This is a genomic window from Streptomyces sp. NPDC005423 (genome assembly GCF_040606415.1).
Lineage (GTDB): Bacteria > Actinomycetota > Actinomycetes > Streptomycetales > Streptomycetaceae > Streptomyces.
Window position 1 is genome coordinate 231,894 of sequence record NZ_JBEXET010000003.1, and the last position, 23,708, is coordinate 255,601.

The 23,708-nt window shown below is 71.7% G+C and carries 20 protein-coding genes; 10 read left to right on the forward strand and 10 right to left on the reverse strand.

Annotation, left to right across the window (positions count from 1 at the left end):
* The first annotated feature begins 177 nt into the window (after positions 1-177).
* On the forward strand, positions 178-1,206 hold the full coding sequence (locus tag ABZT12_RS07355) for an ATP-binding cassette domain-containing protein (RefSeq protein ID WP_356378714.1): 1,029 nt from the start codon (positions 178-180) through the stop codon (positions 1,204-1,206).
* Positions 1,203-2,060, forward strand: coding sequence for an ABC transporter permease (locus ABZT12_RS07360; RefSeq protein WP_356378719.1), 858 nt, complete (start codon positions 1,203-1,205; stop codon positions 2,058-2,060). The genes ABZT12_RS07355 and ABZT12_RS07360 overlap by 4 nt, the downstream gene beginning before the upstream one ends.
* 150 nt (positions 2,061-2,210) lie before the next feature.
* On the opposite strand, the gene greA is transcribed toward ABZT12_RS07360, so the two are convergent.
* Together greA and ABZT12_RS07370 are read right to left on the reverse strand one after the other, a co-directional pair.
* On the reverse strand, positions 2,211-2,711 hold the full coding sequence (greA, locus tag ABZT12_RS07365; protein ID WP_356378722.1) for a transcription elongation factor GreA: 501 nt from the start codon (positions 2,709-2,711) through the stop codon (positions 2,211-2,213).
* 168 nt (positions 2,712-2,879) lie between these two features.
* A complete protein-coding gene (locus ABZT12_RS07370) occupies positions 2,880-3,278 on the reverse strand; it encodes a DUF4307 domain-containing protein (protein WP_356378725.1) in 399 nt (132 codons plus the stop codon).
* A gap of 135 nt (positions 3,279-3,413) precedes the next feature.
* Between ABZT12_RS07370 and mca the strand changes: the two genes are divergently transcribed.
* Together mca and ABZT12_RS07380 are read left to right on the forward strand one after the other, a co-directional pair.
* The gene (gene mca, locus ABZT12_RS07375) at positions 3,414-4,274 is read left to right on the forward strand and encodes a mycothiol conjugate amidase Mca (protein ID WP_356379048.1); all 861 of its coding nucleotides are present in this window, start codon (positions 3,414-3,416) and stop codon (positions 4,272-4,274) included.
* The gene (locus tag ABZT12_RS07380) at positions 4,267-4,533 is read left to right on the forward strand and encodes a hypothetical protein (protein ID WP_356378728.1); all 267 of its coding nucleotides are present in this window, start codon (positions 4,267-4,269) and stop codon (positions 4,531-4,533) included. The genes mca and ABZT12_RS07380 overlap by 8 nt, the downstream gene beginning before the upstream one ends.
* A gap of 37 nt (positions 4,534-4,570) precedes the next feature.
* On the opposite strand, the gene ABZT12_RS07385 is transcribed toward ABZT12_RS07380, so the two are convergent.
* Positions 4,571-7,780, reverse strand: a complete 3,210-nt coding sequence (locus ABZT12_RS07385; protein WP_356378731.1) for a tetratricopeptide repeat protein — start codon at positions 7,778-7,780, stop codon at positions 4,571-4,573.
* 158 nt (positions 7,781-7,938) lie between these two features.
* Between ABZT12_RS07385 and ABZT12_RS07390 the strand changes: the two genes are divergently transcribed.
* Positions 7,939-9,969 (forward strand): thioredoxin domain-containing protein, encoded by a 2,031-nt coding sequence (locus ABZT12_RS07390; RefSeq protein WP_356378734.1) that lies wholly within the window; start codon positions 7,939-7,941, stop codon positions 9,967-9,969.
* A 34-nt stretch (positions 9,970-10,003) separates the two neighbouring features.
* Here the strand turns inward: ABZT12_RS07390 and ABZT12_RS07395 are convergent, their stop codons facing one another.
* The 3 genes from ABZT12_RS07395 to ABZT12_RS07405 form a co-directional block, all read right to left on the reverse strand.
* A complete protein-coding gene (locus ABZT12_RS07395) occupies positions 10,004-10,636 on the reverse strand; it encodes a TetR family transcriptional regulator (RefSeq protein ID WP_356378737.1) in 633 nt (210 codons plus the stop codon).
* On the reverse strand, positions 10,633-12,201 hold the full coding sequence (locus tag ABZT12_RS07400; RefSeq protein ID WP_356378740.1) for an MFS transporter: 1,569 nt from the start codon (positions 12,199-12,201) through the stop codon (positions 10,633-10,635). The genes ABZT12_RS07395 and ABZT12_RS07400 overlap by 4 nt, the downstream gene beginning before the upstream one ends.
* Before the next feature lie 125 nt (positions 12,202-12,326).
* Positions 12,327-13,040, reverse strand: a complete 714-nt coding sequence (locus tag ABZT12_RS07405) for a hemolysin III family protein (RefSeq protein WP_356378743.1) — start codon at positions 13,038-13,040, stop codon at positions 12,327-12,329.
* A gap of 318 nt (positions 13,041-13,358) precedes the next feature.
* Here ABZT12_RS07405 and ABZT12_RS07410 point away from each other — a divergent pair, with 318 nt between their 5' ends.
* Positions 13,359-15,209, forward strand: a complete 1,851-nt coding sequence (locus ABZT12_RS07410) for a phosphoenolpyruvate carboxykinase (GTP) (RefSeq protein WP_356378746.1) — start codon at positions 13,359-13,361, stop codon at positions 15,207-15,209.
* Between the two features lie 417 nt (positions 15,210-15,626).
* Here the strand turns inward: ABZT12_RS07410 and ABZT12_RS07415 are convergent, their stop codons facing one another.
* Together ABZT12_RS07415 and ABZT12_RS07420 are read right to left on the reverse strand one after the other, a co-directional pair.
* The gene (locus ABZT12_RS07415; RefSeq protein ID WP_356378749.1) at positions 15,627-16,043 is read right to left on the reverse strand and encodes a hypothetical protein; all 417 of its coding nucleotides are present in this window, start codon (positions 16,041-16,043) and stop codon (positions 15,627-15,629) included.
* Positions 16,044-16,146: 103 nt separating this feature from the next.
* Positions 16,147-17,358: a pyridoxal phosphate-dependent aminotransferase gene (locus tag ABZT12_RS07420; RefSeq protein WP_356378752.1), complete on the reverse strand. Its 1,212-nt coding sequence runs from the start codon at positions 17,356-17,358 to the stop codon at positions 16,147-16,149.
* Positions 17,359-17,538: 180 nt separating this feature from the next.
* On the opposite strand from ABZT12_RS07420, the gene ABZT12_RS07425 reads away from it, so the two are divergent.
* On the forward strand, positions 17,539-18,363 hold the full coding sequence (locus ABZT12_RS07425; protein ID WP_356378755.1) for a serine protease: 825 nt from the start codon (positions 17,539-17,541) through the stop codon (positions 18,361-18,363).
* Positions 18,364-18,371: 8 nt separating this feature from the next.
* Here the strand turns inward: ABZT12_RS07425 and ABZT12_RS07430 are convergent, their stop codons facing one another.
* Both ABZT12_RS07430 and ABZT12_RS07435 read right to left on the reverse strand, forming a co-directional pair.
* Positions 18,372-20,000: a D-aminoacylase gene (locus tag ABZT12_RS07430; protein ID WP_356378758.1), complete on the reverse strand. Its 1,629-nt coding sequence runs from the start codon at positions 19,998-20,000 to the stop codon at positions 18,372-18,374.
* Positions 20,001-20,032: 32 nt separating this feature from the next.
* Positions 20,033-21,310 (reverse strand): amino acid deaminase, encoded by a 1,278-nt coding sequence (locus tag ABZT12_RS07435; RefSeq protein ID WP_356378761.1) that lies wholly within the window; start codon positions 21,308-21,310, stop codon positions 20,033-20,035.
* A gap of 136 nt (positions 21,311-21,446) precedes the next feature.
* Here ABZT12_RS07435 and ABZT12_RS07440 point away from each other — a divergent pair, with 136 nt between their 5' ends.
* From ABZT12_RS07440 to ABZT12_RS07450, 3 genes are read left to right on the forward strand one after another with little or no spacing between them, the layout of a single operon-like run.
* Positions 21,447-22,508 carry a sugar kinase gene (locus tag ABZT12_RS07440; protein WP_356378764.1) on the forward strand — a complete coding sequence of 354 codons (1,062 nt, stop codon included), beginning with the start codon at positions 21,447-21,449 and terminating at the stop codon, positions 22,506-22,508.
* Positions 22,505-23,272 (forward strand): IclR family transcriptional regulator, encoded by a 768-nt coding sequence (locus tag ABZT12_RS07445; RefSeq protein WP_356378767.1) that lies wholly within the window; start codon positions 22,505-22,507, stop codon positions 23,270-23,272. Before ABZT12_RS07440 ends, ABZT12_RS07445 begins: the two co-directional genes overlap by 4 nt.
* Positions 23,269-23,676 carry a RidA family protein gene (locus tag ABZT12_RS07450; RefSeq protein WP_356378771.1) on the forward strand — a complete coding sequence of 136 codons (408 nt, stop codon included), beginning with the start codon at positions 23,269-23,271 and terminating at the stop codon, positions 23,674-23,676. Before ABZT12_RS07445 ends, ABZT12_RS07450 begins: the two co-directional genes overlap by 4 nt.
* Positions 23,677-23,708: the final 32 nt, after the last annotated feature.

A 23,708-nucleotide genomic window follows, 5' to 3' on the forward strand; every position in this document is an offset into this window, starting at 1 on the left:
TCCTTCGGCCGTGGTGCGGGGCCACTCTCCTGCTCACTCGTACGGGAAAGTCTGTTGAGAGACGCGATACATCGCGTTATGGTGTGTCTCGTGCCGCGGCTCGGCGAAAACAGAAGGCGCGAACGTGGGCACGAACCCTAGGCTTTTCCCAGAATCCCCGACGACGTGGAGACTCATATGCCAGGCGCCATCTATGCCGAAGGCCTGGTGAAGACCTTCGGCGACGTGAAAGCTCTGGACGGCGTCGACCTCGATGTCCCCGAGGGCACCGTCCTGGGCCTGCTCGGACCGAACGGGGCGGGCAAGACCACGGCCGTCCGCTGTCTGACCACGCTCCTCAGACCCGACAGCGGCAGGGCGATCGTCGCCGGCCTCGACGTGCTGAAGCAGCCCAACGAGGTACGGCGCTCCATCGGTCTCTCCGGCCAGTTCGCCGCGGTCGACGAGTACTTGACCGGCCGGGAGAACCTTCAAATGGTCGGCCAGCTCTACCAGATGAAAGCCAGGGTCGCCAAGGCCCGGGCCGGGCAACTGCTCGACCAGTTCCATCTCGCGGACGCCGCCGACCGGCCCGCCAAGACCTACTCCGGAGGCATGCGCCGCCGCCTCGACCTGGCCGCCGCGCTCGTCGTCTCCCCGCCCGTGATGTTCATGGACGAGCCGACGACCGGCCTCGACCCGCGCAACCGCCAGGAACTGTGGGAGGTCATCAAGCAGTTGGTGTCCGGCGGTACGACGCTCCTGTTGACCACCCAGTACCTGGAGGAGGCCGACCACCTCGCCCACGACATCGCGGTCGTCGACCACGGCCGGGTCATCGCCCGCGGCACCTCCGACGAACTCAAGGCCCGCACCGGCGGCGAACGCGTCGAGGTCGTCGTCCACGAACGCGAGCACATAGCAACCGTCTCCGCCCTCATGGACCGGTTCAGCGTGCGCGGCGCCGACCAGGGCGACACCACCATCGAGCAGCACACCCGCAAGATCACCACCCCGGTCTCCGGCGGAGCGAAACTCCTCGCCGAGATCATCCGCGAACTGGACACCCGGGGCATCGAGATCGACGACATCGGCCTGCGCCGCCCCACCCTCGACGACGTGTTCCTCTCCCTGACGGGCCATGTCGCCGAGGCGGGCGACGGAGAGAGCGGAACGGACGGCACCGGCACCGAGGACCGCAAGCAGAAGAAGGAGACCGCCAAGTGAGTACCACCACCGATACCGTGCCGGTCGCGGCCCCCAGCAGCGCGCTCGGCCAGTCGGTCCACGACTCCCTGGTCCTCGCCAAACGGAACCTGATCCGCATGTCCCGGATCCCTGAAATGGTGATCTTCGGGCTCATCCAGCCCATCATGTTCGTGGTGCTGTTCACCTACGTGTTCGGCGGTTCCATGCGGATCGGCGGCAGCACGAGCGCCACCGACTACAAGAACTTCCTGATGGCGGGCATCTTCGCGCAGACCGTCACCTTCGCCACCGCGAGTTCCGGCGCGGGCATAGCCGACGACATGCACAAGGGGCTCATCGACCGCTTCCGTTCGCTGCCCATGGCGCGCGGCGCGGTGCTCACCGGGCGGACGCTCGCCGACCTGGTGCAGACGGCGCTGACCCTGCTGGTGCTCGCGATCGTCGCCGTGCTCGTCGGCTGGCGCGTCGGGTCGGACGGCGACACCAACGCCGGAAAGGTCCTCGGCGCCTTCGGTCTGCTTCTCCTGCTCGGCTACGCTTTCACCTGGATCGGCGCCCTGATCGGTCTGAGCGTGCGCACACCCGAGGCGGCCACCTCGGGCGGACTGATCTGGCTCTTCCCGGTGACGTTCATCTCGAACGCGTTCGTCGACACCGGCAACATGACGCCGTGGCTGCGGCACATCGCCGAGTGGAACCCGTTCAGCGCGACCGTGCAGGCCTGCCGGGTGCTCTTCGCCAACCCCGGCCGGTCGGCCTCCGGTGCCTGGCCCATGGTGCACCCCGTGTGGGCGTCGCTGATCTACTCCGTGCTGATCATCGTCGTCTTCCGCACGCTGGCCGTACGCAAGTACCGCTCCGCTACGGCGTGACGGCGCCCAGCCGCAGAGGCCCGACAGGCGCCCGTGACGGTACGCACGGCGAAACCCCCGGCGCGCGCACGGGCGGCCGGGGGTTCGTCGTGGAGAGGGCGGGGAGGGGAGGGCGGTGCGGGGGCGGTGAGGCCCCGTCCCCGGGTGGGGTCAGCCGTTGTAGGGCACGGCCTTGAGGATCGTCACCGAGGCCTTCTTGCCGTTGGGCAGCTCGTACTGCGCGTCCTCGCCGACCTTGTGGCCCATCACGCCGGAGCCCAGCGGGGACTGCGGCGAGTAGGTCTCGATGTCGGAGCTGGCGTACTCCCGCGAGGCGAGCAGGAAGGTCGTGGTGTCGTCCTCGTCGCCGTCGAAGGCGATCGTCACGACCATGCCGGGCGCGACCGTGCCGTCCGTCGACTTCGGCGCCTCGCCGACCTGGGCCTTCTCCAGGAGCTGGGTGAGCTGGCGGATGCGGAGCTCCTGCTTGCCCTGCTCCTCCTTGGCCGCGTGGTACCCGCCGTTCTCGCGCAGGTCGCCCTCCTCGCGAGCGGCCGCGATCTTCACGGTGATCTCGGCGCGCGCGGGACCAGACAGGTACTCCAGCTCGTCCTTGAGCTTGGTGTACGCCTCCTGGGTGAGCCAGGTGACGTCTTCGCTGGTCTGGGTCACAGGTGCTCCTCGTAGGTACTGGGAATACAAAGCATCGCCCTGCCCAGAAGCATGTTCCTCCATGAAAGGGCGAAACCACGAGCCTAACAATTCCCGGGCCGCCAGGGGAGGACATAACCCATCAGATTTACGTCGGCGCAGGTCAGTCCCTACAGAGAACGGGTGACGTCAGCCGGAGTGGCAGCCGAGCAGCTCCGCGGTGGTGCCCCGGGCGGTGGTGCGCAGGGTGACGACCTTGTCGATACGGGTGGCGGAGCCGTCGAAGTGGAAGTCCGCGCGGCCGACCTCGTCGCCGTCCGCGGCCTGGGAGCGCAGGGTGCAGTAGCCGTCGGTGCCGGCGTTCTTGTGCACTTCGAGGTGGACCCTGACCGCGGTGTCCGAGGCCTGGAAGGTGATGACCTCGGCGCTGATCTTCGTCTCCACGACGTAGTGGTAGGCGAAGTACCCGACCAGGGCGATCAGGGCCGCGGCGAGGACGTAGCCGGCGGTTCTGAGCTTGCGGTCGGCGCGGTCGTCCGACGAGCGGCCGTAGCGGCCCTCGGGAAGTCGCGTGCTCGCCGCGCTCATGATCGTCCTCCTGGGAGGGGCGGGGCCCCGGAATTATTCGCCCCCCGATTCGGTCACTATAGAAGCGCCGATCGCACCCGCTCACACCGGGCGCCGACCTATGAGGATTGTGTCTTGACTGACCAGCTGCGACTGATGGCCGTCCACGCCCACCCCGACGACGAGTCGAGCAAGGGTGCGGCGACGATGGCGAAGTACGTGTCCGAGGGGGTGGACGTACTGGTCGTGACCTGCACGGGCGGGGAGCGCGGCTCCATCCTCAATCCCAAGCTGCAGGGCGACAAGTACATCGAGGAGCACATCCACGAGGTACGCAAGAAGGAGATGGACGAGGCCCGCGAGATCCTCGGCGTCCGGCAGGAGTGGCTCGGCTTCGTCGACTCAGGTCTGCCCGAGGGCGACCCGCTGCCGCCGCTGCCGGAGGGGTGCTTCGCCCTGGAGGACGTCGACAAGGCGGCCGGCGAGCTGGTCAGGCAGATCCGCTCGTTCCGTCCGCAGGTGATCACCACCTATGACGAGAACGGCGGCTATCCGCACCCCGACCACATCATGACCCACAAGATCTCGATGGTGGCGTTCGAGGGCGCGGCGGACACCGAGAAGTACCCGGAGTCGGAGTTCGGCCCGGCGTACCGGTCGCAGAAGCTCTACTACAACCAGGGCTTCAACCGGCAGCGCACCGAGGCCCTGCACAACGCGTTGATCGCCCGCGGCCTGGAGTCCCCGTACGAGGACTGGCTGAAGCGGTGGAACGAGATCGAGCGCACCGAGCGCACGCTGACCACGCACGTTCCGTGCGCGGAGTTCTTCGAGATCCGGGACAAGGCGCTGATCGCGCACGCCACCCAGATCGATCCGGACGGCGGCTGGTTCCGGGTGCCGATGGAGCTCCAGAAGGAGGTCTGGCCCACCGAGGAGTACGAGCTGGCGAAGTCCCTCGTCGATACCTCCCTCCCCGAGGACGACCTCTTTGCGGGCATCCGCGACAATGCCTGACATGAGCGCTAGCGCAGCTTCGGTAATGACGCACCTGATCCCCCTCGCCGAGGTCGACGAGAACAAGGTCACCCCCGGCATCCTCGGCTTCATCGTCTTCGCGGTGATGGCCGTGGCGGTCTGGGGCCTGATGAAGTCGATGAGCAAGCAGATGGGCAGGGTCGACTTCGAGGAGACCCCGGCCGCCGGCCCGGACCGGGACGCGAAGGCGGAGTCCGGGGCCGCCGCCCCGGCCGAGCCCGGGGCCCGGCAGGCCTGACGGGAGCGCCGGGAGTGCCGGTGGCCGGCCGCCGGGGTCAGTGGTCCGTCGGCACCGTCGGGACCGGCACGCCCATCACCTCCCGGGCGTGCCGGCCGGGGACCATGCCCAGCCGCCACGCCTGCCAGCCCGCCTCCAGGTTCACCCCGCGTTCCAGGAGGAGCTGGTACGCCTCCACGTAGTCGTCGAGCTTCTCGTCTCTGAGGGGATGGCCGCCGCGCGCCAGTTGGGCCAGCTCCTCCTGCGCCACCGCCGTGCCGATCTCCACCCCGCCGGGTGCCGCGTACGGCAGGAGGGTGCAGCGCAGGAAGCGGGCCCAGTCCTCGCCGCGCCGGTCGCCGTACGAGGTGAACAGGCCGATCGCCTCGTCGCACAGGCCCAGGGCCTGCTGGGTACGGGCGTTGCCCGCGTCGACGACCGCCAGCTCCAGACAGGTCCACGCCTCGCCGTGGGCGACGCCGATGCGCTGGAAGTCGGCGCGGCCGTCGACCAGGAGCTGGCGGGCGAAGCCGGAGTTGCGGAGTGAGCCGGTCTGGGCGGCGCGTTGGTCGCGGGTCACCCGGGCCGAGTGATGGCGGGCGCAGGCCAGGCCGTAGACGTCCCGGATGCGGGCGAACATCGTCCTGGACCGTTCCAGTTCGCGGACCGCCTGGTTCAGGTCGCCGGTCTCCTCCAGGGCCTGGCCGAGGTAGTAGACCGTCCAGGCCTCGCCGCGCGCGTCCTCGTTGTCGCGGTGCCGGGCGGCGGCCCGGCGCAGGCCGTCGACCGCGGCGGACGCGTCGCCGGCCACCAGCCGGGCCCGGGCCAGCTGGGTCAGCGCCCAGGCCTCGCCGCGGGCGTCGTGGGTGCGGCCGTAGAGGCCGAGGGCGGTGCGCAGTTCGGTCTCCGCGCGGGTGATCTCGCCCATGCGCAGGCCGAGTTGGCCGAGCTGGAAGTGGGCCCAGGCCTCGCCGTGCACCGACTCGCCGGCGCGGTGCAGGACCAGGGACTCGGTGAGGAGCTGGAGTGCCTCGGCCAGCCGGGCGCGGTCCCGTTCGACGGCCGCCAGCGCGTGCATCGTCCAGGCCCGGTCGGTGGCCAGCTCGGGGGAGGCCTGGAGATCGAGCGCCTCCCGCAGCCGGGCCGCCGCCTCGGTGAGGTTGCCCTGGTGGTGCAGGGTGATGCCGAGGGAGCCCAGGGCGCGGGCCGCGCCGGCGTCGTGGTGGGCCTCCATGTAGAGGTCGACGACGGAGGTCAGTGTCGTCCGTGCCTTGTCGAGTTCGCCGAGCTGGCGGGCGGCGATACCGGTGCGCCACTGCACGGAGCGGACCAGCAGCCCCTGGTCGACGCTGTGCGCCAACTCGCTGATCTCGCCGAGCCGGTAGAGGTCGCCGCGGAGCAGGCAGTAGTCGCACAGGGCGCCGAGCAGGTTGAGTACGGCGCCCTGGTCGACGTCCTCCGCCTGCCGCAGGGTCGAGGTGATGAAGCTCGACTCGTCGTCCAGCCAGCGCAGCGCCTCGTCGAGGGAGGTGAAGCCGTGCGGTCCGAACCGGTCCGACCGGGTCGACATGTTCCCGTCGACCAGGCGCAGCACCGAGTCGGCCAGCTCGGCGTAGTTGACGATCAGCCGTTCCTGCGCCGCCGTGCGTTCGGCCGGGTCCTCCTCGTCGAGGAGGCGGGCCTGCGCGAAGGCGCGGACCAGGTCGTGCAGCCGGTAGCGGCGGCCCCGCACATGGGTGATCAGGCCCGCTTCGGAGAGCGCCTCCAGGTGACGGGTCGCCTCCGTCTCGTCGGTGGCGAGCAGCGCGGCGGCCGCGGCCGCGCCGAGCGACGCCCGCCCGGCCAGCGCCAGCCGGCGCAGCAGCCGCCGGGCCGGGTCCGATTGGTCGGTGTAGCGCAGCCACAGCACCCGTTCGACGGGTTGCACCGGCCCGTACGCGTCCAGGTCCGCGGCCAGCCGGCGCGGGGAGCGCGGGCCGAGCGCCGAGCCCGCGATCCGCAGCGCCAACGGGAGCCCGCCGCACAGTTCCCTGATCCGCTCCTCGGACGTGGCGTCGTAGGGCGCCGAGGTGTCCTGTGCCGCCGCGGTCAGCAGCTCCTCGGCGCCCGCCGCGTCCAGGGCCTCGACCGGGAGGTGGTGCACCCAGGCGAGGAGGGCGGCCGGCAGGTCGAGGGGTTCGCGGGTGGTGACCAGGACCAGGCTGTCGGAGCGTTCGGGGACGAGGGTGCGCACCTGTTCCGGGTCGACGGCGTCGTCCAGGACGATCGTCACGGGCAGCCCGGTCAGGTGCTGGTGGTAGAGCTCGCTCAGCCGCTTGACCTGCTGGTCGGGGGAGGAGCGTTCCCGGAAGAGCAGCTGTTCGCGGGGCGCGCCGAGCCGGTTGAGCAGGTGCAGCAGGGCGTCCCGGGTGGGCAGCGGTGTCTCCTCGGCGTCGCCGCGCAGGTCCACCACGCAGGCGCCGCGGAACTGGTCGCGCAGGTCGTGCGCGGCGCGGACCGCCAGGGTGCTGCGCCCCGAGCCGGGCACGCCGTGCAGGACGACGACGGTCGGCCGGGTCTCGGTGTGGGCCCGGGCCGCCTGCACCCACTGACGGATGCGCGCCATCTCCGTCCGGCGCCCCGCGAACGACCCTGTGGGGGACGGGAGTTGGCCGAAGGACTGTTCCAGCACAGTGCGTCTGCGGGCCGCCGCGCTCTTGTCGGTGCCGCGCAGCTGGGGTCCCGTTCGCTTCGTCGGCCCGGTGGCGGCGCCGAGTACCCGCTGCTGGTCGAGGAAGGGGCGGATGCCCCGCACCTCCAGCGCCGTCAGCCACTGCAACCGCAGCTGTTCCGGGCCGCCGGGCTGGCCGGCGGCTCCGGCGCGGTGGTGCGCGGCGGGCAGGTGCGAGGCGGTCACCTTCGCCACCGTCGCCGCCGCGCCCGCGACGCCCGCCGCGACGCCCGCGCCGACGGCCGGACCGGTGCCGGTGCCCAGCGCCAGGTCCGCCACCACGGCGGCGACGGCGGCAACTCCCGCCACCAGCAGGGGAGTCGGGCCCGCCTCCCGCGCGTACCGCTGCCCGAAGGTGAGCCGGTCCGCCGCCACCTCGTCGAGCGAGCGGGTGTACGCGTCGTACTCCCCGGCCGCCGTCGCGGCGATGGTGTCCAGCGCGGCCCTGGAGCGGGTCAGCAGGGTCTGGGTGTCCGTGCGCCCGCCCGAGCGGCGTACCTCCTCCTCCACCGCCCGAGCCAGCAGTCGTTCGGCGTCGGCCCGATGGCTCTCCCGCATGTCACGTCCCCCTCCGGCAGCAACTCCGTTGGCTACGAGTGTCCTTCGGGCGGGGCGCGAGCGCGAGAGGGGCGGCGATCACGGGGACGGGCGCGGGGGAGGCGCGCCGCCCGGCTCCGTGCCCCGCGCGCCGCCGTGGCCCATGGGAGAGTGGAACGGTGAACCGACTGGCCGATGAGACGTCCCCGTACCTGCTCCAGCACGCCGACAACCCGGTCGACTGGTGGCCCTGGTCGGCCGAGGCCTTCGAGGAGGCCCGCAGGACGGACCGCCCCGTCCTGCTGAGCGTCGGCTACAGCAGCTGCCACTGGTGCCATGTCATGGCGCACGAGTCCTTCGAGGACCGGGCCACCGCCGACTACCTCAACGAGCACTTCGTGAGCGTCAAGGTCGACCGCGAGGAGCGCCCGGACGTCGACGCCGTCTACATGGAGGCCGTCCAGGCGGCCACCGGCCAGGGCGGCTGGCCCATGACGGTCTTCCTCACCCCGGACGCCGAACCCTTCTACTTCGGCACCTACTTCCCGCCGGCCCCCCGGCACGGCATGCCCTCCTTCCGGCAGGTGCTCGAAGGCGTCCGCGGCGCCTGGACCGAGCGCCGGGACGAGGTCGCGGAGGTCGCCGGGAAGATCGTCCGGGACCTCTCCCAGCGCGAGATCGACTACGGCGGCACCGAGGCCCCCGGTGAGGAGGAGCTCGCCGCCGCGCTCCTCGGCCTCACCCGCGAGTACGACCCGCAGCGCGGCGGATTCGGCGGGGCGCCCAAGTTCCCGCCGTCCATGGTGATCGAGTTCCTGCTCCGCCACCACGCGCGCACCGGCGCCGAGGGCGCTCTCCAGATGGCCCAGGACACCTGTGAGCGGATGGCCCGCGGCGGCCTCTACGACCAGCTCGGCGGCGGCTTCTCGCGGTACTCCGTCGACCGCGATTGGACCGTCCCGCACTTCGAGAAGATGCTGTACGACAACGCCCTGCTCTGCCGGGTGTACGCGCATCTGTGGCGCGCCACCGGCTCCGCGCGGGCCCGTCAAGTCGCCCTGGAGACCGCGGACTTCATGGTGCGTGAACTGCGCACGGCGCAGGGCGGGTTCGCCTCCGCGCTCGACGCCGACAGCGACGACGGCAGTGGCGGGCATGTCGAGGGCGCCTACTACGTCTGGACGCCCGGGCAGTTGCGCGAGGTGCTGGGGGAGGAGGACGCCGCTCTCGCCGCCCAGTACTTCGGGGTGACCGAGGAGGGCACCTTCGAGGAGGGCCAGTCGGTCCTCCAACTTCCCCAGAGCGACGCGGTGTTCGACGCCGGGCGGATCGAGTCGGTCCGCAGCCGTCTGCTCGCCGCCCGCGGCGGCCGGCCCGCCCCCGGCCGCGACGACAAGGTGGTCGCCGGCTGGAACGGCCTGGCGATCGCCGCCCTCGCCGAGACCGGCGCGTACTTCGACCGCCCCGACCTGGTCGAGGCCGCGGTCGGCGCCGCCGATCTCCTCGTACGGCTGCATCTGGACGAGCAGGCGCGGCCGGCCCGTACCAGCAAGGACGGGCGGGTCGGTCCGAACGCCGGGGTGCTGGAGGACTACGCGAACGTGGCCGAGGGGTTCCTCGCGCTGGCGTCGGTCACCGGGGAGGGGGTCTGGCTGGAGTTCGCCGGACTGCTGCTCGACCACGTGCTCGCCGGGTTCACCGACGCGTCAGGGGCGCTGTACGACACCGCCGCCGACGCCGAGCGGCTCATCCGCCGCCCGCAGGATCCGACCGACAACGCCACCCCGTCCGGCTGGACCGCCGCCGCGGGCGCCCTGCTGAGTTATGCGGCGCAGACCGGCGCCGAACCCCACCGGGCCGCCGCCGAACGGGCGTTGGGGGTGGTGAAGGCGCTCGGGCCGCGCGTTCCGCGGTTCATCGGCTGGGGTCTCGCGGTCGCCGAGGCGTATCTCGACGGACCGCGCGAGGTGGCGGTCGTCGGGCCCTCGCTCACCGACGAGGAGACGGCGGCCCTGCGCCGTACGGCGCTGCTGGGCACCGCGCCCGGCGCCGTCGTCGCCGTGGGGGTGGCCGGCGCCGGCGAACTCCCGCTGCTCGCCGGCCGGCCGCTGATCGACGGGCGGGCCGCCGCGTATGTCTGCCGCAACTTCACCTGCGACGCCCCGACCACCGACCCGGAGCGACTGCGGACGGCACTGAACCGGCACTGAACCGGCTCCGAACCGACCGCGGACCGGCTGCGACCTACCGGGGCAGCCCGTTCTCCAGGACGTTCATCGTGCGGTCGAGGAGGCCCGCGAAGTCGTCCCGGTGGCCGTTCTCCGCCCAGTACAGGGACGTCTCCATCAGGCCGCCGATGAGCGCCATGGCGTAGACCCGGACCTCGAGGCCGTCCGGGGGGAGGCCGGTGCGCTCGGCGATGGCCTCGCAGAGCATGCTGCCGGTGACCGACATGCTCTCCATCATTCGGGAGCGCACCGCCGGGACCTGGACCATCAGGTGGGTGCGGAGCCGGGAGACCTCGGGGTCCTCGTCGATGCCGAGCTGGACGGTCTTGCGCAGCACGTACCGCAGGGACTGCATCCACGGCTCGTCGGCGGGTCTGGCCCGCAGTTCCTCCACGAGCAGCGGGTCGAACTCGTCCGTGAGGACGATGTCCTCCTTGGTCGGGAAGTACCGGAAGACCGTCGACGGCGACACCTCGGCGCGCTCGGCGATCTGCTCGATCGTCGTCGCGTCGTACCCCTGTTCCCCGACCAGCGCGTAGGTCGCGGTACGGATCGCCTCGCGGGTCCTGATCTTCTTCCGCTCGCGGAGTCCCGGCTGGGGGCGGTCGGCGGGGCTCGGGGGGGAGGGTGCGGCCGTCATGACGGTCATTGTCCGGCATCCGCCGGAACAGTGGTCATGGCCGGGTCCGGGTCCTCCTTCGCGGCGGGCGGCACGGGGGCGTTCGGCAGCAGCGCGGCGGCCAGCAGGGCGGTGACGACGGCCGCGACGCCGCAGACCAGCAGGACCAGGCCCATGCCGTGGACGTAGGCGCTGTTCGCGGAGGCCACCAGGTGGGCCGAGCCCGTCCTCCCGGCGACGAGGTGCGCGGCGACCACGGACTCCCCGGCGGTGTCGGCGGCCTTCGCGGGCAGGCCGCTCACGTCGAGACGGTCGCGGTACGCGCTCGCCAGCAGGCTGCCGAGCAGGGCGATGCCGACGGCGGCGCCCACCTGGCGCAGCGTCATGAGGAGCCCGGAGCCGCTGCCCGCCCGGTCACGGGGCAGGGCGCCCAGCGCGCCGTCCATCGAGGGCACGACCGAGAAACCGAAGCCGAAGCCGGTGATCGACAGCCACAGCGCGGTGAAGCCGTAGCCGGAGCCGGCCGTCGTACGGCTGCCGAGCAGCGCGGCGAAGGCCAGCACCACCAGGCCCCCGCTGACCACGGCGCGCGCCCCCAGCCGGGCCACGATCGGCTGCGCGACGCGGGCCGCGACGAGCAGACCGCCCATCATGGGCAGCAGTCGCAGACCGGTGCCGAGGGCGTCGTTGCCGAGAACGGCCTGGAGGTACGGCGGCAGCACGAAGAGCAGGCCGGAGAGGACGAACATCACCAGGGTCGCCGCCAGCGTGTTGAGGAGGAAGCCGCGGTGGCGCAGGAGCGCCATGTCGAGCATGGGCCGCTCCATCCGCCGCTCGCGCAGCACCAGCGCGGCGAGAAGCAGCGCGCCGCCGCCGAGCATGCTCAGGACGAGTGGATTGGCCCAGCCGCGGCCGGGGGCTTCGATGATCGCGTAGATGAGGGCGCCGAGCCCGGCGGCGGTGAGGACGGTGGAGAGGGCGTCGACCCGGGGGGAGGCGGGGTCACGGGTCTCCGGCAACAGGAAGAGGCAGGCGGCGATGCCGATGGCGGCCATCGGGACGTTCACCAGGAAGACCGAGCCCCACCAGAAGTGGTCGAGCAGCCAGCCGCCGATGATCGGACCCAGTGGCAGGCCGAGCGCCGAGCCGGCCGAGATGATGCCGACGGCCTTGGTGCGCTCGGCGGGCTCGAAGAGCGAAGGCAGGACGGAGAAGGCGAGCGGGGTGATCAGCGCGGCCCCGAAGCCCATCACGGTGCGGGCCGCGATGACCCAGTTCACGTCGTCGGCGAGGGCGCCGGCCACCGAGCCGGCGAGGAAGACGCCGAGCCCGGCGACGAGCATCCGGCGCCGGCCGAACCGGTCGCCGAGCAGGCCGGCGGGGAGCATCAGCGCTGCGAAGACGATGACGTACGCGTCCGCCATCCACTGCTGCTGGCCGGTGGTGGCGCCGAGTTGGGCGGCCATGGTGGGCAGGGCCACGTTGAGGATCGTCGTGTCGAAGCCGAGCGTGAGCATGCTCGCGACCAGGGCGGCGAGGGCCCACCAGCGGCGCGGGTCGCTCCGGACGGCATCGGGTTGAGTGACAGTAACCATGAAATGAGAGTAACTGTCAAAAGGTGGTAGCTGTCAATGGGTGGGCTCTGTCAGAGGCTGTGCGGGCGCACGGAAAAGGGCCACGGCTCGCAAGCCGTGGCCCTGAGGGGGGCGGGTGGAGCGGATCAGCCGTGCCGGTACGCCACCAGGGAGATACCGACGTAGTGCACGAGGAAGGCCGCCACGGTGAGGGAGTGGAAGACCTCGTGGAAACCGAACCAGCGCGGTGACGGGTTGGGCCGCTTCAGGCCGTAGATCACGCCGCCGGCGCTGTAGAGCAGTCCGCCGACGACCACCAGGACCAGGACGGCGATGCCGCCCGTGCGCATGAAGTCGGGCAGGAAGAAGACGGCCGCCCAGCCCATCGCGATGTAGCAGGGGGTGTAGAGCCAGCGCGGGGCGCCGACCCAGAAGACCCGGAAGAGGATGCCGGCCAGGGCGGCGCCCCAGATGCTCCAGAGCAGCCAGCGCCCCTTGGCGCCGGGCAGCAGCAGCATCGTCAGCGGGGTGTAGGTGCCGGCGATGATCAGGAAGATGTTGGCGTGGTCGAGTCTGCGCAGGACGCCGTCCATGCGCGGGCTCCAGTCACCCCGGTGGTAGAGCGCGCTGACTCCGAACAGCAGGCACGCCGTCAGGGCGAAGATCCCGCAGGCGAGGCGGGCCCGGGGGGAGTCGGCGAGGGCGGTGAGCACCAGACCCGCCACGAGGACGGCCGGGAACATGCCGAGGTGCAGCCACCCGCGGAGCTTGGGCTTGACCGGATGCGGCAGGGGGAGCGCGACGGGACCGCGGCCTGCGGCCGGCGTGTCCGTGGGCGCGTCGGGGACGGACGCAGTCATACCCGCATCGTACCTACGCAACCGTAGGTTACGCGTCGGTCCCACCTGATGAAGAGCCAGAAGTGGCCATGCTCTCATGCGTACCGGGCCGCTGGGTACCCGAAGTGAAGCCGTGGTGACGGACGGAAAACATCTCGGTACGTGGCGATGGTCACGCCGCTCAGGTGTGAGGCCCTCTGGACAGATGGGCGGATGCGTCGGATGATCAAATGAGTGCGGTCGGCACCGGATGAGCGCCAGGGACCCCCCACCGTGAAGCATCCGGGTCGCGGCCCCCAAGGGGCAACAAGGACGAAACCCCTCACCATAGGAGCAATCGTGGCGCGCGACATCGCGGCTCCCCCCGTCATTCCCACCGAGCACAAGGAACTGATCTCGTGGGTGAACGAGATCGCCGAACTGACCCAGCCGGACAGCGTGGTCTGGTGTGACGGATCCCAGGCGGAGTACGACCGGCTGAGCGAGGAGCTCGTCGAGAAGGGCACCTTCAAGAAGCTCGACCCGGTCAAGCGCCCCCACTCCTACTACGCAGCCTCCGACCCGACCGATGTCGCGCGGGTCGAGGACCGGACGTTCATCTGCTCCGAGAGGGAAGCGGACGCCGGCCCGACCAACAACTGGAAGGCGCCCGCCGAGATGCGGGCCCTCTTCACCGGCGAGGGCGCGCGGGAGGGTTCCGCGGGAGAACAGGGCATCTTCCGCGGCTCCATGAAGGGCCGGACGATGTACGTCGTCCCGTTCTGCATGGGGCCCCTCGGCTCGGACCTCTCCGCGATCGGCGTCGAACTCACCGACTCCGCCTACGTCGCCGTCTCCATGCGCACCATGACCCGCATGGGGCAGCCCGTCCTGGACGAACTCGGCACCGACGGCTTCTTCGTGCGTGCTGTGCACACGCTCGGAGCGCCGCTCGCCGAGGGCGAGGCGGACGTGCCGTGGCCGTGCAACTCCACCAAGTACATCTCCCACTTCCCGGAGACCCGCGAGATCTGGTCCTACGGCTCCGGCTACGGCGGCAACGCGCTGCTCGGCAAGAAGTGCTACGCCCTGCGCATCGCCTCCGTCATGGCGCGCGACGAGGGCTGGCTCGCCGAGCACATGCTGATCCTCAAACTCACGCCCCCGCAGGGCGAGTCGAAGTACGTGGCCGCCGCCTTCCCGAGCGCCTGCGGCAAGACCAACCTCGCCATGCTGGAGCCCACGGTCTCCGGCTGGACGGTCGAGACGATCGGTGACGACATCGCCTGGATGCGGTTCGGCGCGGACGGCCGGCTCTACGCGATCAACCCCGAGGCCGGTTTCTTCGGCGTCGCGCCCGGCACCGGCGAGCACACCAACGCCAACGCGATGAAGACCCTGTGGGGCAACTCCGTCTTCACCAACGTGGCGCTCACCGACGACAACGACGTGTGGTGGGAGGGGATGACGGAGGAGACTCCGGCCCATCTGACGGACTGGAAGGGCAACTCCTGGACGCCGGAGTCCGGTTCACCCGCCGCGCACCCCAACGCCCGCTTCACCGTGCCGGCTTCGCAGTGCCCGATCATCGCGCCCGAGTGGGAGGACCCCAAGGGCGTGCCGATCTCGGCGATCCTCTTCGGCGGCCGGCGCGCGTCCGCCGTTCCGCTGGTGACGGAGTCCTTCGACTGGAACCACGGCGTCTTCCTCGGCGCCAACGTGGCCTCCGAGAAGACCGCCGCCGCCGAGGGCAAGGTTGGTGAACTGCGCCGCGACCCGTTCGCCATGCTGCCGTTCTGCGGCTACAACATGGGTGACTACATGGGCCATTGGGTCGATGTCGCCAAGGACCGGGACCAGTCGAAGCTCCCGAAGATCTACTACGTGAACTGGTTCCGCAAGAACGACGCGGGCAAGTTCGTGTGGCCCGGCTTCGGCGAGAACAGCCGCGTCCTGAAGTGGATCGTGGACCGCCTCGACGGCCGCGCCGAGGGTGTCGAGACCCCGATCGGCGTGCTGCCGGCCAAGGGCGCCCTCGACACCCGGGGCCTCGACCTGTCCGACGCCGACCTCGACTTCCTGCTCACCGTCGACAAGGACGTGTGGCGCGAGGAGGCGGCGCTGGTCCCCGACCACCTCAACACCTTCGGCGATCACACGCCCAAGGAGCTGTGGGACGAGTACCACGCGCTCGTCGAGCGCCTGGGCTGAGCACCCCTCGACCTCCGCGGCCGGTCCCGTCTGCCCTGACCAGCGTCGTCACGGCCGGCCGCGGAGACAGCAGACGAGTGAGGGCCCCGTACGACGACCGACGTCGTGCGGGGCCCTTCTCGTCTGCTCGCCGCGTGCGCTCGACGCGCCCGCAGGGGGTCGTGGCACCCGGTCCGCACGTCGCTGCGGGTGCGCGCGGACCGGGGCCGTTCTGGGGAGCCGGGGGGCTCGGGACCCGCCCGGCACGGACGGCCGGACGGGGCGAGGACGAGGGGCTCAGCGCTACGCATGCGGCGCGCTGAGTTCGGTGGAGCGGTTCGACAGGACGGGCTGACCGGCGCGAGCTCCGGGGCAAGAGCTCGGGGGGGCGGGCTCGGCGCGCGACGAGCGCCGCGGCACGGGCTCGGCGGGACGGGCTCAGTGGGACGCGAGGGCCCGGGGCTCCGGCGCGTCGGCGTGGGCGTCCATGCGCTCGGCGGCCAGGATCGCGGCGGCCGTGTCGGCGCGGGAGGCGGCGACGACCAGGGCGCGGTTGGCGAGGGCGTGTGCGCGCCGGTGCAGGGCCGCGAGGGGTGACGGTGAGACGGTCACGGTGGCGCGGAGCGGTCCCGCTCCGCCGCGCAGCCGGGCCACCTCGGCGGCGAGCCGCTCGGCCGCCGCGTCCAGGTCGGCGGACGGCTCCAGGGCGCGCAGTTCGTCGGTGACCGTGAGCAGTGCGGCGAGATGACTCGCGAGCTGGATGTCCAGCTCCTCCTCGCGTGACCGATGGGGGAAGTCGGAGGGGACGCCGGCCATCGTGCTGTGCACCGACTTGGTGCGGATCGGTTCGTACATGGGGATGGCCTCCTGTGCTCTGACAGGAAACCATCCTAGCTTAGATGTCGTCTAAAGTTGAGCTGCTCACAAACCCGGCCGGACCGGCTACGTCCGGTCACCGTCAGGGCTGGCCGTACCCGTCGAGGAAGTTGCCGATCCGGGTCACCGCGTCCCGCAGATCACCGACCGTCGGCAGGGTCACGACCCGGAAGTGGTCGGGTTCGGGCCAGTTGAAGCCGGTGCCCTGGACCACCATGATCTTCTCCCGGCGGAGCAGGTCGAGGACCATCCGCCGGTCGTCCTTGATCTTGAAGACCTTGGGGTCGAGCCGCGGGAAGAGATAGAGCGCGCCGCGCGGCTTCACGCAGGTCACGCCGGGGATCTGGGTCAGCAGTTCGTGGGCGACGTCCCGCTGCTCCTTCAGCCGGCCACCGGGCAGCACCAGGTCGCCGATGGTCTGCCGGCCGCTGAGCGCGGCGACGACTCCGTGCTGGCCGGGCATGTTGGCGCAGAGCCGCATGTTGGCCAGGATCGTCAGGCCCTCGATGTAGGACTCGGCGTGGGCGCGGGGGCCGGAGATCGCGACCCAGCCGACCCGGTAGCCGGCCACCCGGTACGCCTTCGACATGCCGTTGAAGGTGAGGGTGAGCAGGTCGGGGGCGATCTTGGCGGTCGGGGTGTGGACGGCGTCGTCGTAGAGGATCTTGTCGTAGATCTCGTCGGAGCAGACCAGCAGGTTGTGCCGGCGGGCGATGTCGGTCAGGCCCCTGAGCATCGCCTCGTCGTACACGGCCCCCGTCGGGTTGTTGGGGTTGATGATGACGAGCGCCTTGGTGCGGTCGGTGACCTTGCGCTCGACGTCGGCGAGGTCGGGCATCCAGTCGGACTGCTCGTCGCAGCGGTAGTGCACGGCGGTGCCGCCGGAGAGGGAGACGGCGGCGGTCCACAGGGGGTAGTCGGGGGCGGGTACCAGGACCTCGTCGCCGTCGTCGAGCAGGCCCTGCATCGCCATGACGATCAGTTCGGAGACGCCGTTGCCGATGAAGACGTTCTCGACGTCGGTCTCGATGCCGAGGGTCTGGTTGTGCATGACCACCGCGCGGCGGGCGGCCAGCAGCCCCTTCGCGTCGCCGTAGCCGTGGGCGGACGACACGTTGCGGAGGATGTCCTCCAGGATCTCGGGCGGGCACTCGAAGCCGAACGCGGCCGGGTTGCCGGTGTTCAGCTTGAGGATGCGGTGGCCTGCCGCCTCCAGCCGCATCGCCTCCTCAAGGACCGGTCCCCGGATCTCGTAACAGACGTTGGCGAGCTTGGTCGACTGGATCACCTGCATGTCTGGGAGCTTACGGCCCGGTAACGCGCCGAGGCTCGTGTTTTCCGCCACGTGGACGCGTCGCTCGCGGCCGGAAACGGATCCTTGCCCTCGCGCACCCCTCCGCTAACAATGCGCATGACAACTCCGGGTGGGCCGGAAGATCTCCGGCAGCCCGTGTCAGTAGAGGGGAACCCCCACATGAACAAACCTCTCCTTGCCGCGCTCTCCGTCCTGGCCCTGGCCGGGACCGGCGTGGCGCCCGCGGTCGCCGCGCAGCGGACCGCGGCGGTGACCGTCGACTTCGCCGGCACCGTCTCCCTCAGCAACTGTTCCGGGTCGGTCATCCGCTTCCCGGGCTCGGCCGACACCGCCCCCGCGCTGGTGCTGACCAACGGCCACTGCCTGGAGACCGGCTTCCCGGACCCGGGCGAGGTCATCACCGGCCAGTCCTCCAGCCGTACCTTCGGGCTGCTGAACTCGGCCGGCAGCAAGGTCGCCACGCTCCGCGCCAACCAGGTCGTCTACTCCACGATGACCGACACGGACGTGACGATCTACCGCACCACCACGACGTACGCGGCGATCAAGAGCGCGTACGGCATCAGCCCGCTCACCGTGAGCGCCACGCACCCGACCGCCGGCACCGCGATCAAGGTCGTCTCCGGGTACTGGAAGACGATCTACAGCTGCGCCATCGACGGGTTCGTGTACCGGCTCAAGGAGGGCGACTGGACCTGGAAGGACTCGGTCCGCTACACCTCCGCCTGCAACACCATCGGCGGCACCTCCGGCTCCCCGGTGATCGACACCAGTACCGGCCAGGTCGTCGCCGTCAACAACACGGGCAACGAGGACGGTGAGACCTGCACCGTCGACAACCCGTGCGAGGTCGACGCGAACGGCAACGTGACGGTCCGCGAGGGCATCAACTACGCCGAGGAGACCTACACCATCCCGGCCTGCTTCACCTCGGCCAACGTGCTCAGCCTCAGCGCGAGCGGCTGCACGCTGCCCAAGCCGTAGGGCCCGGGTCACGCGGGACCGTTCCGTCGCACGGGACTGCGACGGACCGACCGCCCCGCCAGGACGTCCGTGCGCCGGCCGTCCTCGATCACGAACCGGCCGTCGACCAGGACGTACGGAATGCCCGTCGGCGGTGTGCGCGGTGCGGCGAAGGTGGCGCCGGCCGCTACCGTCGCCGGGTCGAACAGGACCAGGTCGGCGCGGTACCCCTCGCGCACCAGGCCCCGGTCCGGCAGCCGCAGCCGGGCGGCCGGCCGCGAGGTGAGGTGGGCGACGCACTCCTCCAGCGACAGTAGCCCCAACTCCCTTACGTAGTGGCCGAGATAGCGCGGGAACGTGCCGTAGGCGCGCGGATGCGGCTTGCTGCCCCGCAGCAGGCCGTCCGAGCCGCCGGTGTGGACGCGGTGGCGCATGATCGTCCGGACGTTCCCCTCGTGGCCCACGTGCTGGAGGATCGTTGGGCCGAGCCGGTCCTCGACCAGCAGCCGCCGGGCCGTCGTCCAGGGGGTCTCGCCGTTCAGGTCCGCCGACCGCTGGACCGTGCGGCCCACCATCGCGGCCAGGGCCGGGTCGTTCACGCCCGAGATCTCGATCGTGTCCCAGTCGATCGGTACGCCGTGACAGCCGTCGGAGCCGGTCACCTCCAGGTGGTGGCGGATGCGCTCGGCCGTGGAGTCGTCCGCCAGCCGTTCCAGCACCGCCTCCGGGCCGCCCGCGCTCGCCCAGCCCGGCAGCACGGCCGCGAGGGTGGTGCAGCCGGGGGTGTAGGGGTAGGTGTCGAGGCTGATGTCCGAGCCGGCCGCCAGCGCCTCGTCCAGCAGCGCCAGCAGCTCGGGGGCGCGGCCCTCGTTCACGCCGAAGTTCATGGTGGCGTGCGCGAGGTGGAGCGCGCAGCCCGCCTCCCGGGTCAGCTCCACCATCTCCGCGTACGCCTCCAGGGCGCCCGCGCCGTAGGAGCGGTGGTGGGGGCAGTAGTAGCCGCCGTAGGACGCCACCACCCGGCACAGTGCGGTGAGTTCGGCGTTCCGGGCGTACATGCCGGGGGTGTAGGTGAGGCCGGAGGAGAGGCCCACCGCGCCCTGCTCCAGGCCCTCGGCGACCAACTGCCGCATCCGGTCCACCTCTTGGGGCGTCGCCTCCCGGTCCTCCCAGCCGACGACGAGCGCGCGGACCGTACCCTGCGGCACCAGGTAGGCCGCGTTGACCGCGATCCCGCGGTCCAGCCGGTCCAGATAGCCGCCCACCGAACGCCAGTCGAAGTCGATGTCGTCGCCGGACCCGTTCCAGCCGGTGATCGCCGACCGCACCCCGGCGAGCGTACGGTCGTCGACCGGCGCGTACGACAGCCCGTCCTGGCCCAGGACTTCGAGCGTCACCCCCTGCGCGGCCTTGGCGCTGTGGTCCGGGTCGCGCAGCAGGGCGAGGTCGCTGTGCGCGTGCATGTCGATGAAGCCGGGGGAGAGGACCAGCCCCTCCGCGTCCAACTCCCTCCGCGCCTTGGGGCGTTGGCAGCCGGCCGCCGCTGCCTCCTGGACGATCGAGACGATCCTGCCGCGGTCGACGACCACGTCGGCGCGGTAGGAGGGGGCGCCGGAGCCGTCCACGACGTCGGCGTCCCGGATGACGAGCTCTTCCATGCCGGCCTCCTGCCGTGTGCGTGCGGGGTCTTCTAGAAGAACGTACGGAGGTAGTCGACGACCGTGCCGTCCGCCCGCGCCACCGGGATCAGCTGCCACTTGTCGAAGGAGGTGCAGGGGTGGGACAGGCCCATCGCGAGCCAGTCGCCGACCTGCACGTCCGCCTCCGGGGAGGTGCGCAGCCAGGCGTGCTGGTCGGAGAGGCCGGTGATCTCGACGCCGGTGGCCGGGCGTTCGGTGCCGTCCCGGCGGACCGCCTGGGCCACGGGCAGGTCGAGGTCGTAGGCCGCGTCCCGCTTGCCCGCGTTGGCGAACGCCTGGCCGGGCGTGGGCCGGGAGACGAGCTGCGCCCAGAGCCGGAACGCCGGGTGCAGGGCGCCCTCCTCCGGGACCCGGGCGAAGGGGGTCAGCCTGCGGTAGTGGCCGTCGTCGTGCGAGACGTAGGCGCCCGAGCGCAGCAACTTCAGCACGGGCAAGGAGAGTTCGGGCAGCTCGGCGAAGACGTCGGCCACCGCGTCGAACCAGGCGCTGCCGCCGGCGCTGACCACGATCGTGTCCGTCCCGGCGAACCGGCCGGCCCGGTCGAAGTCCACGGCGAGCGCGGTCAGCCGGCGCAGCCACGCGTGCACCCGCTCCGGATCGGCCTCCGGCACCTCGCCCTCGTAGCCGGCGACACCGACCAGCCGCAGGGCCGGCGCCGCGGCCACCGCGTCCGCCACCGCCGCGCACTCCGCCTCCGTACGGACGCCGGTGCGGGCGCCCGCGCCGGCGCCGAGTTCGACCACCACGTCGAGCGGGCGGGCGGCGCCGCGCAGGGCCGCGTCCATCAGTTCGGCCCCGCGCACGGAGTCGACGTAGCAGACGAAGTGGAAGGACGGGTCGGAGTCGAGTTCGGCGGAGATCCACTTCAGGGCGGCCGGATCGACCAGCTCGTTGGCGAGGAAGATCCGGTCGATGCCGAACTCCCGTGCCACGCGCACCTGGTGGGGTACGGCGAGGGTGATGCCCCAGGCGCCGTGCGCGAGTTGCCGGTGGAAGAGCTGCGGGGCCATGGACGTCTTGCCGTGCGGGGCGAAGGCGAGGCCGTGCCGGGTCGCGTAGCCCTCCATGAGCGTCAGGTTGTGCTCCAGGCGCTCGGCGGACAGCGCGAGGACCGGGGTGGTGAAGCCGCCGGTGAAGAGGTTGCGGCGCTGGGCGGCCAGTTCGCCGACGGTCAGGCCGTACGCGTCCGGGGGGAGGCCCTTGAAGCGGTGGTCGACGCGTTCCCCGGCGAGCCGGGCGAGCGCTTCGGTACCCGTGTCGCGGACCATGGAGCCTCCCTGAACTGGTGTGTTGTGTTCTCTGCAACGCTCATTGCGTATGCCGCTTACTGCTGTCTAACATCTCGCCCAACACCGGGTCAACGGAGCCGCCGCCCCCGGTGCACCGACGAGGAGCCCCGCCATCGTGACCGCCGAAGGACCTGTCCGTGCCGCCCCCGATGTCGTGGACGTCGTCGCGCTCGGCGAGTCCATGGTCACCTTCCTGCCCACCCGCCCCGGCCGCCTCGCCGACGTACCGTCCTTCGACCGGGCCATCGGCGGCGCCGAGTCCAACGTCGCCTGCGTGCTCGCCGCGGCCGGGCACTCCGCGCGCTGGGTCAGCCGGGTCGGCGCCGACGGCTTCGGCGACCACCTCGTCGAGACGATCGGCGGCTACGGCGTGGACGTCTCGTCCGTACGACGCGACCCCGCCCGCCCGACCGGCGTCTACTTCCGCACCGCCGGCGACCGGGCCACCGACGCCCACGAGGTGGCGTACTACCGGGCCGGGTCCGCCGCCTCCGCGATGAGTGTGGAGAACGTGGACCTGGCCGCCGTACGCGCCGCCCGCGTGCTCCACCTCTCGGGGATCACCCCCGCGCTCTCCGCGGAGTGCCTCGCCCTGGTGCGCGCGCTGACCGCGCCCCGGCCCGGCCGCCCCCTCGTCTCCTTCGACGTCAACCACCGGCCCGGACTGTGGCGCGGGACCGACGGGCCCGGGCCGCTGCTGGAACTGGCGCGCGGCGCCGACGCCGTCTTCGTCGGGGAGGACGAGGCGCAGGAGGTGTGGGGGCTGCGCGGCGCGCACGCCGTACGGGCCGCGCTGCCCGGCCCCAGGACGGTCGTCGTCAAGCAGGGCGGGCGCGGCGCGACCGTGTTCGCGCGCGGCGCCGGGGACGGCGGGCCGACGGTCACCTTCGTGCCCGCACCGCGCGTGGACGTCGTCGCCGCCGTCGGCGCCGGGGACGCCTTCGCCGCCGGGTTCCTCTCCGCGACCCTGCGCGGACTGCCCGTCCGCGACCGGCTGCGGCACGGGCATCTGACGGCCGCCGCCGCCCTCACCGTCCACGGCGACCTCGCCGCCCCGCCCGCCCGCGGCCACGCCGACCGGCTGGCCGCCCTCGACGACCCGGCGTGGGAGAGACTGCGACTCGGCCCCGGCTGGACCGACGCCTCGCGGGCCGACGAGGAGGTACACACACCATGAGCCAGACCGTCGACCGCGCGCTCAGCATCCTGCCGCTGCTCGCCGAGGGCCCCGCCGACCTCGGCCAGGTCGCCGGCCGGCTCGACGTGCACAAGTCCACCGCGCTGCGGCTGCTGCGCACCCTCCACGAACACGGGCTGGTCTACCGCCAGTCCGACCAGCGCTACCGCCTCGGCGCGCGGCTGATCGCGCTCGCCCAGGAGGCGATGGAGAACCTCGACATCCGCGAGATCGCCCACCCCCACCTCGCCCGGCTCAACGAGCGGTGCGGCCACACCGTCCACCTCGCCGTCCACGAGGAGAACGAGGTCCTCTACATCGATAAGGTGGAGAGCCGCTACCCCGTCCGCATGTACTCGCGGATCGGCAAACCGGTGGCCATCACCGTCGCCGCCGTCGCCAAACTCCTCCTCGCCGACCTCCCCGAACCCGAGCGCCGCGCCCTCGCCGAGAAGCTCGACTACCCCCTCTACACCTCCCGCTCCACCCCCAACGCCGCAGCTTTCCTGCGGGAGTTGGAGAAGGTGCGCGAGCAGGGCTGGGCCACCGACCTCGGCGGCCACGAGGAGTCCATCAACTGCGTCGCCGCGCCGATCCGGGGCGCCGACGGACGCGTGGTCGCCGCGATGTCGGTCTCCGCGCCCAACGTCGTCGTCACCGCCGACGAACTCCTCACCCTGCTTCCGCTGGTGCGCCGCACGGCGGACGCCATCAGCGGCGAGTACTCCGGCCGCACCCCCGCACCAGCAAAGGACCCGGCATGACCGAGAAGACCGCGCTCACCCCGAAGACCCACACCGCGCCGCCCGCCCGGTTCTCGCACGGGGTGCGGAAGGGGAACATCCTCCAGGTGGCCGGGCAGGTCGGCTTCCTCCCCGCCGAGGAGGGCAGGCCGCCCACGCCCGCCGGGCCCGGCCTGCGCGAGCAGACCCTCCAGACCCTCGCCAACGTCCGGGCGATCCTGGAGGAGGGCGGGGCCTCCTGGGACGACGTGGTGATGATCCGCGTCTACCTGACGGACACCGACCACTTCGCCGAGCTGAACACGATCTACAACGAGTACTTCGAGCAGCACCTCACCGAGGCGCCGGCCGCCCGTACGACGGTCTACGTCGGCCTGCCCGCCGGGCTCCTCGTCGAGATCGACGCGCTGGCCGTCCTGGGCTGACCGCCCCCGACCGCCCCGCCGGCCCTCCCCGG